12 protein-coding genes and 1 other annotated feature are annotated in these 17,247 nt (G+C 44.9%); of the genes, 1 reads left to right on the top strand and 11 read right to left on the bottom strand.

Annotated features, from left to right (window positions below; all coding sequences use genetic code 11):
- Nucleotides 1-69: 69 nt before the first annotated feature.
- The 3 genes from tycA to HPY31_RS03515 form a co-directional block, all read right to left on the bottom strand.
- Nucleotides 70-3,348, bottom strand: coding sequence for a tyrocidine non-ribosomal peptide synthetase TycA (gene tycA / locus HPY31_RS03525; RefSeq protein ID WP_172138431.1), 3,279 nt, complete (start codon nucleotides 3,346-3,348; stop codon nucleotides 70-72).
- Nucleotides 3,349-3,904: 556 nt separating this feature from the next.
- Nucleotides 3,905-5,095 (bottom strand): MFS transporter, encoded by a 1,191-nt coding sequence (locus HPY31_RS03520; protein WP_172138429.1) that lies wholly within the window; start codon nucleotides 5,093-5,095, stop codon nucleotides 3,905-3,907.
- A gap of 3 nt (nucleotides 5,096-5,098) precedes the next feature.
- Nucleotides 5,099-5,515, bottom strand: coding sequence for a MarR family winged helix-turn-helix transcriptional regulator (locus HPY31_RS03515; RefSeq protein ID WP_172138427.1), 417 nt, complete (start codon nucleotides 5,513-5,515; stop codon nucleotides 5,099-5,101).
- Nucleotides 5,516-5,668: 153 nt separating this feature from the next.
- On the opposite strand from HPY31_RS03515, the gene HPY31_RS03510 reads away from it, so the two are divergent.
- Entirely contained in the window at nucleotides 5,669-7,783 is a 2,115-nt protein-coding gene (locus tag HPY31_RS03510; protein WP_172138425.1) for a hypothetical protein, read from the top strand.
- A gap of 65 nt (nucleotides 7,784-7,848) precedes the next feature.
- Here the strand turns inward: HPY31_RS03510 and tyrS are convergent, their stop codons facing one another.
- The 8 genes from tyrS to HPY31_RS03470 all read right to left on the bottom strand — a co-directional run bounded on the left by tyrS (nucleotide 7,849) and on the right by HPY31_RS03470 (nucleotide 17,114).
- Nucleotides 7,849-9,117 (bottom strand): tyrosine--tRNA ligase, encoded by a 1,269-nt coding sequence (tyrS, locus tag HPY31_RS03505; RefSeq protein WP_216675409.1) that lies wholly within the window; start codon nucleotides 9,115-9,117, stop codon nucleotides 7,849-7,851.
- A gap of 57 nt (nucleotides 9,118-9,174) precedes the next feature.
- Nucleotides 9,175-9,404, bottom strand: a binding site (T-box leader).
- 75 nt (nucleotides 9,405-9,479) lie between these two features.
- Complete coding sequence (locus HPY31_RS03500; RefSeq protein WP_253901659.1) at nucleotides 9,480-9,809, bottom strand: ATP-binding cassette domain-containing protein; 330 nt, start codon at nucleotides 9,807-9,809, stop codon at nucleotides 9,480-9,482.
- Nucleotides 9,810-10,084: 275 nt separating this feature from the next.
- Nucleotides 10,085-11,749, bottom strand: a complete 1,665-nt coding sequence (locus HPY31_RS03495) for a DUF6138 family protein (RefSeq protein WP_172138423.1) — start codon at nucleotides 11,747-11,749, stop codon at nucleotides 10,085-10,087.
- Between the two features lie 29 nt (nucleotides 11,750-11,778).
- Nucleotides 11,779-12,840 carry a suppressor of fused domain protein gene (locus HPY31_RS03490; RefSeq protein WP_172138934.1) on the bottom strand — a complete coding sequence of 354 codons (1,062 nt, stop codon included), beginning with the start codon at nucleotides 12,838-12,840 and terminating at the stop codon, nucleotides 11,779-11,781.
- A 147-nt stretch (nucleotides 12,841-12,987) separates the two neighbouring features.
- Nucleotides 12,988-13,626 (bottom strand): RNA ligase family protein, encoded by a 639-nt coding sequence (locus tag HPY31_RS03485; protein ID WP_172138421.1) that lies wholly within the window; start codon nucleotides 13,624-13,626, stop codon nucleotides 12,988-12,990.
- A gap of 14 nt (nucleotides 13,627-13,640) precedes the next feature.
- The gene (locus HPY31_RS03480) at nucleotides 13,641-14,603 is read right to left on the bottom strand and encodes an AAA family ATPase (RefSeq protein WP_172138419.1); all 963 of its coding nucleotides are present in this window, start codon (nucleotides 14,601-14,603) and stop codon (nucleotides 13,641-13,643) included.
- A 110-nt stretch (nucleotides 14,604-14,713) separates the two neighbouring features.
- On the bottom strand, nucleotides 14,714-15,532 hold the full coding sequence (locus tag HPY31_RS03475; RefSeq protein WP_172138417.1) for a hypothetical protein: 819 nt from the start codon (nucleotides 15,530-15,532) through the stop codon (nucleotides 14,714-14,716).
- A 106-nt stretch (nucleotides 15,533-15,638) separates the two neighbouring features.
- Nucleotides 15,639-17,114 (bottom strand): protein adenylyltransferase SelO, encoded by a 1,476-nt coding sequence (locus tag HPY31_RS03470; protein ID WP_172138415.1) that lies wholly within the window; start codon nucleotides 17,112-17,114, stop codon nucleotides 15,639-15,641.
- Between the last annotated feature and the right edge of the window lie 133 nt (nucleotides 17,115-17,247).

The raw sequence follows: 17,247 nt of genomic DNA, 5'->3' as shown, positions 1-17,247 counted from the left end.
TCGTCATATTTGTAATAAAATGTAAATAAAAGGCGAATTTTACCCCTTGAAATTTTAGCAAGTGCTTCTCTAGTTAAGCGTATTGGCAAGTACTTCGAAGATGTCGTCCATTTCTTCCATTTGAAGTCCTTTTAGACTAAAGTCACTAGGAGTCCGTTCGACACCTTTTTTCTGCGAGCAATGCGTAATGATCGACCGGAGATGTTTTTGATAGCCCTTACTCAATTGATGGATGGACTCTTCTCTAAACTGCTCTTCGCTGTAAGTAAACGTGATGAGAAGCTCCCCACCTTCCATTCTTCCTGTAATATTCAAGGCGGTGTAAATCTCCGAATCCGGACTCAGATTGTTCTTCCCATCCGCACCGAGCGAGTTGCCAGCACTATAAGGAGAACGGGTGAACATTTCACTGCTCAGGCCTGAGTCAAACTGACCCAAGTAGTTAAACGTTACTTCGGGTTGCAAGGAAAAGGACAAGGCACGTCGTTTTTCCGGTTCTGTCATATATTTTAAAGTTTCATAGCCAATGCCTTTATTGGGGATCTTCCTTAGGTTTTCTTTCGTGCATTTGATATGGTCAGGTAAGTGATTGATTTGACTCAAATCTAGTAAAACTGGATATTGGGACGTAAACCATCCAATAGTTCTTGTCACGTTAGCGTGTTCGATCACATCCTCACGCCCGTGCCCTTCCAGATTAATTACGATTTGGTCAAGCCTGCTCCACTCTGCAACGGCCAGCCCCAACGCTGCCAGTAGCAAATCATTGATTTCAGTTTGATAAGCAGAATTTGCCTGCTTCAACAATTGTTCGGTTTCCTCTGCTAGCAATCCGACCTGTATGTTTCGGATACTCTTCTGTTTGCTTCCCACCGATTCATAGTCTTTCGGAAGAACAGCATTCCTAGCTCCTGATTCGAGATTCTCCCAATACGGGATTTCTCTCAACAACTCATCACTATTCGCATACTCGTTCAGCCAACCTGCCCAATTTTTAAAAGAATCCGTTTTTTCTGGGAGAACGATATCTTTTCCTGCTAGTACCTGACTGTATGCAGTTGCTAGATCCTCAAACAGAATCCGCCAGGAAATTCCATCCATGACTAAATGATGGATGGCCAAAAACAAATGATCGCCTTGGAGCGTATGAAACAAGGCTGCCTTTACTAACTGTCCCTCTTGTAAATTCATGTTGCCATGCAAGCGTTTCGTCTCTTCTTCGATTGCTTGCTGGACATCCGAATGCGAGATCAGATCATATAGAAGAAACTGGTATAATTCGCCACCCAATCCACGATTCTGTTGAACGATTCTCCCATTCTCGTTCCGATAGACCATGCGTAGCGCGTCATGATGCGAGAGGATTTTATCCAAGGCCTTTCGGATCGCTTCAGGATCAAATCCCTGTTCACGATACAATACATACGATTGGTTCCAATGGAACATATTCGTAAAGTTCTTTTCAAAGAACCATTGTTGAATGGGTGTTAAGGTAACGGGGCCTTCGATAATTCCCTGCTCGCTTCTCCTCGTCGTACTTTTGACATAGAGAGCAACCTGCGAAATTGTCGGGTAATTCAGCAAATCTTTCGTGTCTAGCTTTCGTTGATAGGCATGCAAACGAGCAGCGACCTGGATCGCTTGAATGGAATCCCCACCGAGTGAGTAAAAATTATCGTGAATTCCAATTTTCTCGATTCCCAATACCTCTTGCCATACGGTTGCGAGAATCGATTCTGTCTGATTTCTAGGAGGTTCGTACGCAAGATTTGTCTCAGCAGTAACATCAGGTTCTGGCAATGCTTTTCGATCAATTTTGTCATTCGGCGTGAGCGGCATTTTATCCAGCTTCACGAAATAAGAAGGAAGCATGTAAGCTGGAAGCTTTTGAGCGGCATATTCTCTGATCTGCGTAGGACTTACTTCCAGTTGCGAAATATAATAAGCGCACAAATAAGGTTGAGCGTGTTGGTCTTCTCTAGCGATTACTACTGCCTCTTTTATTTGTTCATGCTTTAGCAAAACGGACTCGATTTCTCCCAACTCGATCCGATGACCTCTGATTTTCACCTGATGGTCGATTCTGCCGAGAAACTCAATTTCTCCATTCGGCAACCATTTGGCCAGGTCTCCTGTCCTGTACATCTTCTCTCCTGGTACGAACGGATTATCCACAAATTTTTCGGCGGTCAAGTCTGGGCGATTCCAGTATCCTCTGGCCAAGCCTACTCCACCTATGCATAATTCGCCTTCACTGCCAATTGGCTGCAATTGTAGCTCTTCATTGACAATATAAGCGGATGCATTTTGAATCGGTTTGCCGATTGGGATCGTTTGGTTAAGGAGCACATTGGAAGGTGCCTCCCAAATCGTCGCGCAAATACTTGTTTCCGTAGGTCCGTATGCATTCACGTACCTGACTTTGTTTTTCCATTTATTCACTAAAGGAAAGTTAGCAGCTGAACCTGCCGTAATCATGATGCGAAGGGTAGTTATATGATCTGGGGTGAGGTGAGTCAAATAAGTGGGTGGCAGCGTGATGATGGTCAATTCATTGTCATTCAGATAGTTTTCAAAACGGATGAAATCATGAATCGTCTGTTTGGAAAGGATATAGAGGCTGGCACCGGTTAATAAGGCCATGAACATTTCCCACACCGATGCGTCAAAAGACATGCTGGCAAACTGTCCAATCCTGTCTGCAGGTGATATACCAAATGTATTTTGAAAGAATGATTGCAAATTGGCGATCCCTTTATGCTCCAGCATGGTTCCTTTCGGCTTGCCGGTTGTGCCTGACGTATAGATGACATACGCCAGATCAGTAGGCTTGCTTGGCAAGTGAAGATTGGAATCCGAGCGACTATCCAACTGTTCTTCCTCGAGCACGACTACAGGACCACGGTATCCGACGTCATAAACAAGCTGGCTGACGTTTTTCTGGGTGATGACGATTTTGGTTTGACTGTCTTGTAGGATATATTGAATCCGATCTTGGGGATATTCGATATCGATGGGAACATACGCTCCTCCAGCCTTAAGGATGGCCAGAATAGCTGTCACATTTTCAATGGATTTCTCCATCATCACACCAACAATGCTGTTGGTTGTAATCCCTTTTTCGATCAGTGCCCTTGCTAATTGGTTGGCCTTCCTGTTGAGCTCCTGGTAGGTTAAACGCTCATTTTCATAAACGATGGCAACTCGGTGTGGCACAGCTTCTACCTGTTCCTCGAACAACTGATGGATCGACTTATCCCGTGGATACTCGGCCTTTGTATCATTAAATACGGCTACCTGTTCTTTTTCCCACTCCAAGTCAATGAGATTCGCCTGATTTGCTAACATATGTCCCCTCCGATAATTGGCAAACCTTAGTCTATCCTGTGCCAATACAATGCGATGGCCAAACAAGTGAACGCAACTGAAAAGAAATGTGCTGCTAAATCTGAAGATGAAGTCTCAGTGAACAATGGATCACACTGGAAATTCCTCATCAACACCATTTAATATAATAGCCAAATGTAACAAAGTATGTGGGTTTTTGTGTCTATTTTGTAAATATTACCCATATCCGTGTTACTATGGTCATGAACCAATTTTTACCTACAAATTTTCCACCATTTTACATATGTTCACAATGGGAAAAATTCCCTGTTTCCTCAAAGCTGTTTTCAGGACAAAAGTCACTTGGCTTTCACACCTCCTTAAAATCCTGCAGAGTAACGTATTCATATGCACCTGTTTGAGAAACTGTTATTCATTATAACAGAGAGCATTTTGGAAATCAGTTAAAAAATGGTTATTTTTTGTAAAATAACCAACTTTTTACCTAATCCAATCTTCATTCCTCCAAAAAAAGCTCACACTTTCTGGCTTCATTCGAAAGTGTGAGCCTTTTGAGTTAGGTAGCACGCATCAATTCCCGATCTCGTTTGCCGTGTAACCAGTAATAAAGCGGGATACTGAAAAGAATAAAGGTAACCATCCCGCCGAAAATCGTACGATATCCTGTATGCGGTACGATAAATCCGAGTAAATAGGGCCCGACTCCTAATCCTAGATCATACATAATGTAGTAAGTAGAGGTTGCTAATCCAAAGCGATGCGGAGCTGTCACCTTCACAGCTACCGTTTGGGCAATGGAGTTAAAGTTTCCGAAGCCTAATCCAATCAATGCAGCAGATAGCAGCAGTATTATGGAAGTCGCGGCTTGACTAAATAGAAGCATCCCGACAGCAAAGATCACCAGGCTGGGGTATGTCACGATGTTCGCCCCTCTTGCGTCCATGAGCTTTCCTGAAAATGGTCGCGAAAGGATAATGACAATCGCATACACCAAAAAGAAATAACTCGCAGTTGAGGAGAGATTAATTTCTTCCGCATAAAACGATAGAAATGACAAGACACCCGAATAGCTGAAGCCGATTAGTAAGGCAATAAATGAAATTGGCAAGGCTTTCGGCTCGATGAATTTCGAAAGCAGTGAACCTGTTTCTTCTTCTTTCACATTCGCGGAAGGAAGCGGAACATTGATTTTTGCCATGGCATAAAACAGCAAGCAAATCAGGGAAAACACGACATTCATCGTAAATATCCAGGTGAAACCATTTTCAAGCCGCAACAAGATCATGCCGAGAAAAGGACCAATGGCAGTTGCTAAAATCGCACTTAAGCTGTAATAGCCTATCCCCTCACCCTTGCGAGACGCTGGCAAGATTTGAGCAATAATGGTACCAGTTGCAGTACTGGCAATACCAACAGCAATCCCTTGCAGCAAGCGATTTACCAGTAAAAAGCTGATATGGACAGCAAAAAAGTAAAGCAATGTGGTGACAGCAAAAAATCCCAACCCAATCCATAGCGTTTTTTTCGTACCCATATAACTAATGGCTCTTCCCGTAAGTAATCGGCCAATCAAAGCACCAATGATAAAGATACTGGAAACCAATCCAGCTAAACTGGTTGAAGCGTGAAATTCTGTTTTGGCGTATGAAGCAATCGTAACCATTAGTAAGAAATACATCAGTGTCAAAAGGAAATTGATGAAAGAAACAATGACGAACTCTTTTGTCCAAAGCCTATCCTGATTCACTGCTTACCCTCTTCTCTTTAGATTTATGATTAGTTTTTCCAGTACTGTGGCTGCTGCGTCTCTTTCTTCTTGTGAGATGCCTTCCATTAGTTCTTCCAAGAATGGATCAGTCGCTTCCATAATTGTTTTATGGAGCGCTTCCCCTTTCTCTGACAGGCACATAATTTTTTGCCGTTTGTCTGCACCTGATAAAATCGAAATCATTTCACGCGCAGCTAATTTTTGCGCAATGGGTGTAATAGCCGGCTTCTCTACTTGCCAATAATCGGCGACATCGCTAAAGGTAGCAGGACCGTTATCTTTGAGATAACGGATCAACGCCCATTGTGTGACGGATATACCGTATGGAAGTAACTCCTCTTGCAATTGGTTATTGTATACACGATGTGTGAATGCGACTGTGGAAAAGAACGGGTACATGTTACACTCCTTGTTATTAGTTAATTAATTTAATTAATTATAATTATATCTCTTTCCTCACTGTTTGAGAAGGTCAAAATCAAGATCGGGTTCCGTGTGGCTTTTTCCGCGCATATTCGTCTAACCTATATCATCATACAAAAGGAGAAAATCATGCTGGAAAATAGGTTGTTCACCGTTCACTTTCTATTATTGCTTTTCTTCGTACTTTCTTTTCCAATACCTACGCAAGCGAAGGAAGCCACCATTCAAAACCTGTATTACGTATTTAGCTGGGATGAGAAAGGCAATGTCCGCATTACCGATTTGGCAAAAAACGAAATCCTCTCTTCCATTCAATACCAAGCCGAATATGGTACCATTTATAATGCGATGACGCCTTCTCTTCCGAAAGGATCCAACCAAATAACGTTGGATCAAAGCCCACCATTTCAACCGGGCGCAGCCATCGAAATTCGATCCGAATCATTTGGGGGCAGAATGAATGCTCCGCTTGTTCATCAGGCGAAAGTGACTGCCGTCCGTGGAAATGATTTGTATTTCTCTCCACCAACGACGAAAGTGATCGACCGGAACATTTTTATCAAACGGGCCAGCCACTGGGTTCGTAAATGGGATAATGTAAAGGTGGAACACCGGGAGACTGCCACTGGTAACACAGTCATCGTCACTGGTCAGACCCCGATTGCAGTGATTTCAACCCAATATGCCTTGCATAAAAATAGCCCAGCCATCGATGTTACCGTAAAAACTACCTACAAGCGAGAGGCAAAGGTTTTTCGTGAAAGTTTCGCCCTGCAATTCAAGCCAAATGTAACAGAGGTTTATCGCAAGAATCGGAAAGTGGACACACAAAAATTCCAAGCTTCTTACTGGCTGGATCACCAAGGTGCGAAATTTGGTCAAGGGAAGCAAGCAGCTTTTTTGTACCATGCCCCCAACGTGTCTTCACTTGAATTGAATACAACGCAAAAACAGCTCATCGTGAATCTGGATCACATGAACGATCACAGATACGTACAGCAAACCTCCACGAATCAGGTCGGAAAAGTCCGGCACGCTTCCGAATATCGCGCAAACGATGTACGGACGAATTCCTTCTCGCTGGTAGTTGGGTACCAGCCGAAGCTCATGCCGCGATTTATGAGTCAGCCTTCAGGTTTTTTGGCGACACATGTATGGACAGAGCATGCTGATGAGCAGACGCTGCAAACAAATCGGGCTGTTTATTTCGGTTCCGAGAAGATTTCATCGTCGGCACAAGCGACAGGCGGTTTTGTCAAACACCGGATTCCGGTTACGAAAAGCGTATTTTACTCGAATCCGTATTTTCAACCGAAATCCCCTGTCAATGTCGCCATTGCGCAAAGCCCTGAATTTTTGCAGTTTCTGGATGATCTGAATCGAAACGGCGATGAAATTACTCTACATACCCTCTATCCATACGATATCAGGCACTATCAAAAGACAACGGAAGATGCGTTGCAAGTAATGAAAGATCACTTCCAAAGCCGCACATGGATTGACCATGGGTATTTGAAGTCTAGCTTTGCCTTTAACGCACTTGACATCCAAACTGCCAATTACTTGGCGCATCAGTGGAAAAAATACGGCACATCCTATTTTTGGCACTACAGCTCAGAAGATATCGCCAATCCCAATAATGGTCTGGATCTGTACCAATCCCAAAAAGGCGACTCCCTGCGCACTCCTCTCTATTGGTCGCATCCGACAGTGACTGGCCCGTTTTATTCATGGTCTGCAGCCACCATTCCAGAGTATTCAGTAAACCTGTATCGGGAGAAAAATCTCCAGCAGCTCATTCAAAATCGTGGGGTTTTTATCAACCATACCTACTTGGCGAGATTTCCATCCAAAAAGCAGGGCGGGAAATTTATCATTCGAGATGCCCAAGGAAACTGGATCATCCATCCCGATTTTGACCGCTTGCTGAAGCGATTGGAAACTCTGCGCGATCAAGGCACATTGCATTTAACAACTGTACGTGAAATCATGGATTATTGGCTCGCCCTCTCTCAAGTCAGAATGGAATATGCACCAAACGGCTCAATCGTTCTGCACAATCGTGGCGAGCACAAGATTTCTGGTCTTTCCATGGCGACAAAAGCTTCGGAAGTCTATGTGAACGGGATGAAGCCGTCACAAAAGAAAGCGGATGGCGATCTTATCTTTTGGTTCGATCTGGAGCCGAATGCATTTGCTGTCATTGCTGCAAACAAATTGGATAGCATTGCATTCCCGAAATAAAAGGAAAACAAATACAAAAAGAAGCTTCCCTTCATTTTTTCCAGGGAAGCTTCTTATTCCTTTATCTATTGAGACAATTTTACCAAGCTGTAGTTTTTCTTGCCTTTGCGGATAATGATGAAGCGGCCGCCGATAGCAAGACTTGGTGTTACTTCCAGTTCCAAATCGGTTACGCGCTCGCCATTCATGGAGATAGCACCTTTTGTAATATCCTCACGTGCTTGACGTTTGGATGGCTCAATGCCGATTTCAACGAGCCAGTCGACAATGTTCTTCGTTTCGAGAGTAGATTCGAATGTCGGCATTTCTTTGAAGCCTTGCTCAATCTCATCTGCAGACAGGGATTTAATATCTCCAGTAAACAATGCTGCGGTAATCCGCTTCGCCTGCTCCAGCAATTCCTCTCCGTGGACAAATCTCGTCATTTCCTCAGCCAGTGCTTTTTGTGCCTCGCGTTTATGTGGCTCAGACTGTACTTTTTCTGCCAGCTCTTCAATTTGCTCTTTGGAGAGGAACGTAAAGTATTTCAAGTATTTCACAACATCGCGGTCATCGGTATTTGCCCAGAATTGGTAGAATTCGAATGGTGTTGTTTTGTTTGGATCGAGCCAGATGGCTCCTCCTGCTGTCTTCCCGAATTTCGTACCATCTGCTTTCAGCATCAGAGGAATCGTGAGACCGAATGCTTTGGCTTCTGATCCTTCTTTTTTGCGGATCAGATCGAGACCGCTCGTGATGTTGCCCCATTGGTCGGAACCGCCGATTTGCAGCTGAACATCTTCATGTTTGTACAGATGCAGGTAATCCAGCGATTGCAGAATTTGATAGGAAAACTCCGTAAACGAAATACCGCTTTCCAGTCTGCTCGACACAACATCCTTGGCAAGCATCGTATTGATGCTGAAGTTTTTCCCGTAATCCCGCAAAAATTCAATAACATTGATTTTGTGCGTCCAGCTGTAGTTGTTCACCAAACGGATTTGGTTGTCGCCTTCTGTAATGAACAGCTTTTTCATCTGTGCGGTGAGTTTGTCGACGTTCTCCTGAATTTGTTCCAGTGTTTGCAAAGAACGCTCGGATTGACGGCCGCTCGGATCGCCAATCGTACCTGTTGCACCACCGATCAAAATGACCGGGCGATGACCAGCAAGCTGGAAGCGTTTCAGTACCATGAAAGGAATCAAGTGACCGATATGCATGCTGTCACCTGTTGGATCGACACCACAATATAACGAGACTGCTTTTTCATTCGTTAATTCTCGCAGCCCTTCTGCATCTGTTTGCTGATTGACGGCTTCGCGCCATTCGAGTTCGTCGATAATATTCACTGCCATACACTCCTTCAATCTCCTATGGTAAAAAACAAAAAATCGCCCCTTGTCTATTGTAGACATAGGGACGATTGAATAACCGTGTTACCACCCATCTTGCACCAATGGACCCAAGCGCTTGCGCAGGCCATTCATGCCACTCGTAGCGAGTTATCGTTCGCGATTCCGCTCGGCATTACCCGAGATACTCCAGAGTGTATTTCGCTCGCTTATTGTGTACCGGGTTCCATCAACCCCCGGCTTTCTAGGACAGGGAATAAGCTGCTACTGGGCTCTTTCAACGTATGTTTCATATGAAATTAAAGTCAGTATATTGAATTCAAATAGCAATGTCAACCATGTAGCAAGGATTCCGCTACGATCCCTTATTTTATTTTCGTGAGACCGTCAGAAGTCAGTTCATAAACAGTTGTGGCGACTTCATGTAAATACCGCCGATCATGCGAAATACTGATAATCACCCCGTCAAAAGCCGTTAACGCGCGGCAGAGTACAGGAGTCGTCAAAGGGCTAAAGTTTCGGGTCGGTTCATCCAGTATCAAGGTTTCGCACTGATCCACAATCATTTTTAACAAGAGCAATTTCGCTTTCTGTCCCCCAGACAAGTTTTGAATGGGTTGAAGCATCTCATCTTTTGTAAATTTGTGCAATTCAACCATGTGGATTCCCCATTTCGTTTTTACGTTTCTCGTCATTTACCCTTTGTTCATCTGTATCACCCCTTTTTGACAACAAAAAAAGATGCTCCTGTCCAATAAACAGAAGCATCTTGCTCTCGTATTAGAAATCGTTATATGAAAAATAGATCATACAGGAATTCAAGCTATAGATATGCGGGTGAATTTGGCTTCTTGTTTATTTATTATGGAATTGGCTTTTCCAATAAATAAACAATGGCGCAAATGATTCACCCTCCGTTCCAAGTAGTTGCCTTCAATTTAGCATGGTCTTCTAAATATTGTCAATAAAGCTATTCAACCAAGGCTAGCAATTGGGCAAGCTTGTCTCTGATGGGGGAAGATTCCTTTTTTGCTGCCTGTGCGAGCTTTTTGTTCCCGCCGAAAAGGCGATAAATAACGTTTTCCCGCTGGTAATCCTCCATCACTGCAAGCTCCTCTATGAGTGCATCCACCAGTTCGGCACGATTAATTGTGACATTTTTCAAAGGCTTCGCCGAGTCGCTACTGCCAAGCACCAGGGAGACGAGTACGGGGATATTCTCTACGGTTACACCATGCGCCTCCATAAAAGCTAGGGCAAAATCGTCCTGAGCAGACTGATGCTCCGTGTCGACAAGCTCCATATAACGCCGAAAGAGTGGAAAATAATCGCTGCTAGACAATCCGAGAGCTAATACCGCATAGGTGCCAGGCATGACGGATTTCTCACTAGGCTCTACATCCCCGTACCATGCGAACTCCTCCATCGCAAGCTCAGCATATTCGGCGATTTTCGGATATAAGGCAGGATACGAAGAAGCATTGGCAAAAAACTGGTGTAGACCTGACTTCGCCAGCTTTTTTACTGGGAGGTAGTGCTTTTCGCTACTCTTCAGCTTGAGCTTGTACCCTTTCGGAAAGCCTTCACACAAAAGACCGTTGATAAAATCGATGGCTTCACCATAGGCAGCTTCTTCCTCAGTCACAATACGGATGTCGATCACTTGCAAAACGTCATTGGCTTTTGCTTGAATCAAACTGCTTTTATACCCGCTTTCAAAGCGACCGCTGCCACGTTTTACATAGTCCGCAGCCCGCTTGGAGCCAAGCTGAACTGCGAGGTCCAAAAATTTCTTGCGGGTGTCAGGTTCCTTGTTCCCAATTGCGAGAGCGACGTATAGGAAAAAGTCCAGCTCCTCTGCTTTTGGTTCCTGACGCTCCTGCTCGGGTTTCAAAACCCAGTCCAATCCATAATGCCCGGTACGATCGAAAAATTTGACTAAAAAACGCTCATCTGCCCAGCCTTTTAAAGCCAAGGCAGAGTGGTATGTCCACGAATCACTGCGTTCTTTATTAGCGCGCAGCTTTTCGCTAAGGCGCTGGATGAGCGGTTCGATAATTTCCTGCTTTTGTTCTATCAAGTCGGGATTGACGAGACAATGGGCGAAGAAGAAATCGTCTCTTTCTTTCGGACGTACAGGAAGCTCCGCTTTAATTTTTGTCTCGATAAATTGATCCAATACTTGTTTTAGACTCTCGCGTTTTCGCTCGTTTATGAGATGGCGAGAATGGCATTGCACCGATTGTTTCCACTCGAATTCGAAGACGAGCTCGAAGCGGTAATTAAAAAAGTGAGAATCATAGTCGGTGGAATGGAACAAGGATTCCATTCGATCACACAGTGCGGGAAAAAACTCTTGCATGAGGATTTCCTCTGTAAGCTCCTCGATATAAGAGCCCGCATCGTATTTGTACGAGTCGTCACTCCAGCTGAATGGTTCATGGACATCGATGTGGATTTTACCATTGGGCCAATTGAGCTTTCCTTTTCTCCACGCCACTCTCAGGTAGTCTTTGACCCCTACCTGCAGTAGGCTCCAGTCTTTGATCCCGTTGATCCGTTGGTTCTCTTTTTGGTAAATTTCTAGGATGGAAGTCCATACTTCGTTTAGAAATGCTTCTGCTGCCTGATTCATTGACTGACTCTCCTCCTTGCCCAAACACCTTAGCCGATGACTTTGACGACATTGCCCTCGCTATCGGTAATATTGGTTTTCACAATATGAATGGCAATTCCTTTCAGGGAAGGAATCTCAAAGCTGCTTTCCTTTGGAAGCAACTGCTTGGTAAGCGCAAGCGTTGTCGCATCATCGAGAACAAATCGAATGACGTCCTCTCCTGGAATACACGCAGGCTTCTCTCCTGCCTCAAATACAACGCGGACATCAGGGCCCACAAGGCTCAGGCTTTCCCCTTTGCGCATACGTCCGCGGAGAATTTTTCCGATGACTTCCGCTTGCTTAGCTCCCAGCCTCAAAGTCGAAGGCGTTTTTTTCAAGAAGCCATTTTTTCCTGGCTCCCATCCAAGCTGGCTGACGAACAAATAAGCCGTGCTGGAGCCTTCTTGTTCCATTCCTTTTTGAACAGCATCAGTTACCGTAGAATGGCGAAGGAGAGAATCCCGCTCGAGATCGGTTATGTAGAAAGGCATATACGGCAAGCCAGATTGAAGTACACCACGAGTATTCCAAGCCATCATCGCATCGAGTTCATCACCTGTGATCCCAACCATTTGCAAGAATTGCACCCGCCCATTCGGCGTATCTATTTCGGCAAGCTGTGGGTCTGTCACAAAAGCGAGCGCAGTCAGTTGGGTATCGGCACCCAAGCATATCGGGCCGTTTGCATCCAAATGATCACCTGCTTGAAACACATTCCCCGTGTTGAATACGTAACGCCCCATATTTTGAAGCAGATTCAACGCCCAAGCAGGCGGTTCTTCCTCGTCGTCCTTTCGCGCTAATCGAAACGTCAATTCAAAGCCAAAACCACTTTCCTCTTCATTCTCGGACTCTTTTTCATACAACTCGGTAAATCCATACGTGACAAAATGCCAATGCGGGTTAGGCTCGTCAGATATATAGGCGCTTATTCCATCCAATGGATCGTTTCCACCCAGCGCATACGAGATAAGCGTGCCATAATGCTTAGGCTCCTGCTCTCCATAAATCTTTCTCATCTCCTGGTCAATAGCATCCCAGCCCGCTGACATCATTTCATCGTTCATTTCATCGTTCATTTCTTTGCTCATCCCTCTTGCCTCCCATGTCATGACTGTCTTAACAATAGCCAAAATGAAATTTGGATACTCTAGTAGACGGTCAATACCATTTAGCAAATTACATCGTTCTCATTCCCTTCTATTCAAAAGTTTTTAATAGGTTTGTGCTATCCCATTTGGAACGACTGGCTTCGATAACCAATGCTGGTCGGTTTGCACATGATTCTTGCGCACAAACTTGGCGGCAGAGTGTTTAAAATCTTCGTACGGAAACCTCTCCGTTACTCGTACCACGTACCCCTCTTGTTCCCCGCCGAAGACAGATTGTTTGGTGTAGCAACTTTTTATGGTCTCTTCCTTCCAAATCCCTCTGTATAAGACAGGTGCTGTTTCCAAGCCAAGTAGTTCAGCCCATTCTACCGTTTCATCCCACGATAAGCATTCATTGTTTTCATTCCAGATCGAGAACACGTAGAAATAGCTCGTTAATTCTTCGTAAAAGATGGAGTGCAGCGCATATACATTTTCCCCACATATTCTCCAGCCTTCCGGGATATGAAACGAAATCGTCCCGTGCAGCATCTTTACCCAATGTCTAGATGCGTGATCTTTGCTATCCAGTGACCGTGCATGGATATGGTTTCGGTACAGTGTGGTATTTTCTCCATCCAGCTTTTCTGTCACGACTACTTCTTTTTCCTCGAAATGACAAACCGTTCGCAAGATTTTATCATCGTCGGTTCTACTTCTCGACCAGGGTAAATGAAAGGTTCTCGGATATTTTTTCAACATCGTTATTCACCTCCTTATTTGGCATAAGCATCTCCTTCCTTGAAGAAGTACAGCTTCCACAGGTACTCTTCGCCCAGCAAATGATAAATCTCGGAAATATCTTGCTGCGTGCCGTAGTTAATCTTCATGTGCATTTGAATCAGGTTGACGACTTCGAAAATAAAATCATCGTCGAATCCTAATTCTTTTAAGAAATGGCAAGCAATTTGCGCAGATACATGCTCATGTCCGAAGTAGGAGTAATGGCCTTTCATCGGCTTGTAGGTTTTGCAAAATGGCTTTCCTGTATCGTGAAACAAGGCGACCACTTGCATGAGAAATTTGTCATCTTCCGTGTAAAAGGCGTTTACATAATCGAAAACATGATAGGTATGCTTGCACAAAGGGTACTGATGATAAGGATTTTCCTGATTAAATTGATACATCTCTTTGAAGATCGGAATGGCATTCAGCCTATCGAACAGCTCTTCATAGGAGGGTTCGTTTTGAAGCAACTGAACGAACTCTTCTTTTTCAATGGCATATGGAACTGGCTCGTGCAAGAGATGAATGTGATCCCAGCCTTCATTTTTGATCGGAAAATGGAAGTTCTTCCGCATCTTCGCCAAGATGTATTCGTCTACGGTTCTCTTTCGGGATCGATTGCGCTCTTGGCAAACGGAATAGGGAACATCGACGTAATAGCATTCCTTTTGGACATCGGGAAATTTGGCCAGGACCTTCATTCTCTTCTCTCTGTCTATATTGGTTGCGTCTAAAATGACGTTCCTTCCATTGGCCAGCTCCGTTGCGATTTTTGAATAAACCTCAAAAAATACTTGCGCTGACTTTTTTTGTTTCCGCTCATCACCGAATAAGTTCTGGCGAATTTCATCCGTAGACACAATGATTGCCCGTTCCTTTTTGGCAATTTCTTGCGCCCACTTGCTTTTGCCACTGCCCGCAATGCCTGACAGGACGATTAATTTCTTTTTCACTTATATCTCACCTCCTTTCAATGAAAACAAATTTTTCGACATGCTTTTCCAATATTATACACACTTCGCGTATGGATGGCACCCTTCTTTGTTCCTAGATTTTCCGTTCTTTACAGCCACGGACCAAAGAAATTCTGGACAGCTTGCTCGGAGTAGCTATCTTCCCCCCGCCAATTCACGACGGCGAAAAAGTCGTTCTTCCCGCCACGCCCTGGTCTGTCCTTACTTGGAGCCAAGATCCCAGCGGATGCAAGAATTTCCATGAAGACATCCCGTTCGTTCTTGCTAGATGGAAAGACACCCTGGAGGCGCTTCTCCAGTTGACGAGCGGCATCCGTTGGTTCACTGCTGGCGATGATGGCTAGCACCTGACGAAGGATCGCTACATCTTCTTCCTGTACTGTAAGATTGTCTTCTTTGCTTACTAGCTCTAGATCAAGCATGAGGTACGGTAGATAGTTCAGGCGAATGCCGCCCCACTTGATTCTTTCAAAATTCAGGACATTCAAATCTTCATCGGTATATAGCTCTCGCCCAGCGATATAGTAACGGTCGCATTTATGGCAGTCCCCGTACATGGCAAAATAGGTACCGTTTTCTGGATTTGTATACTTCCCTGCATTACTTTCAAACGTATGAGCCGTCAAATGCTCCGTCAAGGACCAACTAGACAAGGCGCTGCGCAGGTACACCTTTCGCGTCGAGAGACTGTGCAAAAACGCTGTGGCGACTTGCTCTTTTGTCACTTTTTCATGCAAAGCAATGATTTTATCTATGCATTCCTGGTGACTGATCGTCAGCGGGTCAAACATGAGACCTTTGCTTTTTGCGTATTCAAAATCTGCTCCCGAAAAATCATATGGGCGACTCTTCCAGCCGTTGCTGCTCCAAAATGTTTTCATCAAGATTTGCTTTGCCTTTTTATCCATAAAACGATTTCTCCTTATTCTTAGCTTTCCATATTTTAGCGCTAATCGGACGTGTAAAAAAAGAGTCCAACCCATGAAAGATCGCTGGACTCTGATTCCGTTTCTATTACGTACCGCAAAACGTTTGATAAGGACGTGCTGATTCCGCAGGTAAAGTCGTGTATTCTACCTGTTCAGCAGTGTACGCATAGGGATCAGAAAGGACTGTCAGGAGCCGTTCCATCACCGTGTAGTCGCCCTCTTTCCATGCTGCTTCCAATGCTGCTTCTACCCGATGGTTCCGCGGAATGACTGCCGGGTTGTTCTTTTTCATTCCCTGTTGTACCACTTCGGTGTCTTCTGGCTGTCTCGTTAGTCGTGCTTTCCACTGCTCATGCCATTCCGTGAATTCGCTCGTGCCAAACAGCCCAGTCTCTTCTGGTTGATTAAGCGTGAGAGCACGGAACGTATTCGTATAATCTGCACGGTGCTCCTTCATCATGTTGAGCAAACCCTCGATCAATGCTTCGTCTTGCTCCTCTTCGTTAAACAAACCGAGCTTTGCCCGCATTCCTTTAAGCCAATTGCTATGATACAGCTTGCTAAATTCGGCAAGCGCATCTTCGGCTATTTTCACTGCCTGCGCTTCATTTTCATGCAGCAACGGCAATAAGCTTTCCGCAAAACGAGAAAGATTCCACACAGCAATGTATGGCTGATTTCCGTAAGCATAGCGGCCCTGAACATCAATAGAGCTAAATACCGTTGCAGGATCATAGGTGTCCATGAAAGCGCAAGGGCCGTAATCAATGGTTTCGCCACTGATCGCCATGTTGTCGGTATTCATGACCCCGTGGATAAAGCCCACAAGTTGCCACTTGGCAATCAACGCTGCCTGACGCTGGATGACCCCCTTTAATAGGAGGAGATAGCGGTTTTCTTCTGCCTCGATCTCTGGAAAATGTCTTTGCAATGTGTAATCAGCTAACGCGCGAAGATCTTCAATGGAACAAAATCTTGCCGCGAATTGGAACGTGCCTACTCTGATATGACTGGCTGCGACACGCGTCAAAATGGCACCAGGCAGCTCGGATTCGCGATAGATAGACTCGCCGGTTGTCACTACGGCAAGGCTGCGAGTCGTAGGAATGCCGAGTCCATGCATAGCCTCGCTAATGATGTATTCGCGCAGCATCGGGCCAAGGGCTGCTCTACCATCGCCGCCGCGTGAATAAGGTGTTCTGCCTGAACCTTTTAGTTGGATATCGAAGCGCTCACCTGTAGGCGTAATCTGCTCACCAAGCAGGAGGGCACGACCGTCGCCTAGCATGGTAAAATGGCCAAACTGATGCCCCGCATATGCTTGAGCGAGAGGCATTGCGCCTTCCGGGGTTTTGTTACCCGCGAGCATGGCTATGACTTCTTCGCTTTGCAGAGCTTCGACATTCAGCCCTAGTGATTTTGCCAAACGTTCATTGAGAATGGCAAGCTTTGGCGAACGTACAGGCGGTGGATTGAGCCTGGAAAAAAACGATTTTGGCAGCGTTGTATAGCTGTTATCGAAGTTCCATCCCGGTTCGATTGTTAGTTTTTTGTCAGTCATTGTATCTCCTTTTATCGATTGGCGTTATTTGCATGGAGGTAAATGTACGCATGATACATTTTGCCAATTTATTATACCCTTTTCATCCAAGATAGGAGCACATTCGCACATTTTTCGCGCACTCCTCGCCGAA

This window comes from Brevibacillus sp. HB1.3, from assembly GCF_013186635.1.
GTDB lineage: Bacteria > Bacillota > Bacilli > Brevibacillales > Brevibacillaceae > Brevibacillus > Brevibacillus brevis_D.
Note: the sequence above shows the minus strand (reverse complement) of the source record. Positions and strands in the feature narration are given on the sequence as shown.